The sequence below is a fragment of the Flavobacterium sp. genome (genome assembly GCF_035760125.1).
In the GTDB taxonomy this organism is placed as follows: domain Bacteria; phylum Bacteroidota; class Bacteroidia; order Flavobacteriales; family Flavobacteriaceae; genus Flavobacterium.
This window is the reverse complement of the sequence record NZ_DASTTN010000417.1, coordinates 1-2,058: the sequence shown is the minus strand read 5'-3', so window position 1 is coordinate 2,058 and position 2,058 is coordinate 1. Positions and strand designations below refer to the sequence as shown.

Here is a 2,058-nt window from a genome sequence, read left to right as displayed (position 1 = left end):
TTCGGTAGCGGCTTCTACTACCAAATCAACACCAACAACACCATCTTTAATGTCGGTATAGGTAATAATATTAGTAATTGTTTTGGCTTTGTCATCTTCGGTTATAGTTCCTTTTGAAACCATTCTGTCCAAGTTGGCTGCTATTGTTGCCATTCCTTTATCCAATGATTTTTCGGAAACATCAATTAATTTCACGGTGAAACCACTTTGTGCAAAAGTATGAGCTATTCCGTTACCCATAGTTCCTGCTCCGATTACAGCTATAATTTTCATTTTTTTTGTATTTTAAAGTTAAAAAAGTTTAAAATTTAAAGACCAGTGATTGACTTTAAACTTTAAACTTTCAATGTATATTTTTTAGTTTTTATTTTTTAAAACAATCTATAATTTGATACGCTACTCTCAAAGCATCTGTAGCTTGTTCTAATGTTACCACTGGCGTTGTATCATTATTGATAGCATCTGCAAATGATTCCAATTCGTCAAGTATGGCGTTGTTTTGTTCTACATCAGGATTAGAAAAATAAATTTGTTTTTTTACTCCTTCGGCATTTTGCAAAATCATATCAAAATCACCAGGCACTTCTGGGGCATCTTTCATTTTTACCACTTCACATCTTTTTTCCAGAAAATCTACAGAGATGTAGGCATCTTTCTGAAAAAAACGTGATTTACGCATGTTTTTCATTGAAATTCGGCTTGCAGTTAAATTCGCAACACAACCATTTTCGAATTCAATTCTGGCATTGGCAATATCTGGGGTATCGCTTATCACAGAAACTCCGCTGGCATTGATATTTTTTACTTTTGATTGGACTACACTCATGATAGCGTCGATATCGTGTATCATTAAATCCAAAACGACAGGAACATCGGTTCCGCGAGGATTGAATTCGGCCAATCGATGAGTTTCAATGAACATTGGGTTTTCAATCATGTTTTTGGTTGCAATAAATGCAGGATTGAACCTTTCAACATGCCCAACTTGTCCTTTTACATTGTATTCTTTGGCAAGTGCAATGATTTCTTCGGCTTCTTCAACCGTATTGGAAATGGGTTTTTCTATAAAAACGTGTTTACCCGATTTAATGGCTACTTTGGCACATTTATAGTGGGAAAGAGTAGGGGTGACAATATCAATAACATCAACTGCATGAATCAATGTTGCTATAGTGCTGAAATTTTTGTATCCAAATTCTTTACTTATTTTTTCAGCGTTTTCTTGATTGGGGTCATAAAAACCGACTAATTCATACTTCTCAGATTGTTGTAATAAACGCAAATGTATTTTACCTAGATGCCCAGCACCCAATACTCCAATTTTCAGCATAATAATGTTGTTTCCACAAAAATAGTAATAAAATAAGAAATTCCAATTTATAAAAATACTAAATTCTAGAGATATGCTTTATTATTTTGAATAAGAATTAGGTTTTATTTTGGATTGGAAATTGATTTAGTTTTCTATTTTTGTTCTTTAATAAAAACCTTAAATTTTGAAAGATACTGCCAAGCATCAAGGACTTCGAAATCAATTAGTAACCGTTTTGCAGAAAAAGGGTATAACTGATAAGAATGTCTTGGAAGCTATTAAAAAAATCCCACGTCATTTATTTTTAAATTCAAGTTTTGAAGATTATGCTTATCAAGATAAGGCTTTTCCTATTGCTGCAGGTCAGACTATATCCCAACCTTATACCGTTGCTTTTCAAACCCAGTTATTAGAAGTAAAAAAAGGGCATAAAGTTTTGGAAATTGGTACAGGTTCAGGGTATCAAACAGCCGTTTTGTGTTTGGTGGGTGCTCAAGTTTATAGTATTGAAAGACAAAACGAGCTGTTCAAACAAACATCGGCTTTATTGCCTAAACTTGGAATACGTCCTAAGCATCTTTCTTTTGGAGATGGTTATAAAGGACTACCTAATCACGCTCCGTTTGATAGTATTATTGTTACTGCAGGTGCACCAATAATTCCCCAACCTCTAATGGCACAACTTAAAATAGGAGGAAGACTCGTGATTCCTTTAGGAGAAGATATTCAAATTATGACGCTGTTAA

The 2,058-nt window shown here is 33.8% G+C and carries 3 protein-coding genes; 1 reads left to right on the top strand and 2 read right to left on the bottom strand.

Annotated features, from left to right (window positions below; genetic code table 11):
• Positions 1-273, bottom strand: a 273-nt coding sequence (locus tag VFS71_RS14700) for a 3-hydroxyacyl-CoA dehydrogenase NAD-binding domain-containing protein (RefSeq protein WP_326402156.1), incomplete at its 3' end; no start/stop codon positions are given.
• Positions 274-364: 91 nt separating this feature from the next.
• The gene (locus VFS71_RS14695) at positions 365-1,330 is read right to left on the bottom strand and encodes a Gfo/Idh/MocA family oxidoreductase (RefSeq protein ID WP_326402155.1); all 966 of its coding nucleotides are present in this window, start codon (positions 1,328-1,330) and stop codon (positions 365-367) included.
• 166 nt (positions 1,331-1,496) lie between these two features.
• Between VFS71_RS14695 and VFS71_RS14690 the strand changes: the two genes are divergently transcribed.
• On the top strand, positions 1,497-2,058 hold a 562-nt coding region (locus VFS71_RS14690; protein WP_326402154.1), incomplete at its 3' end, for a protein-L-isoaspartate(D-aspartate) O-methyltransferase.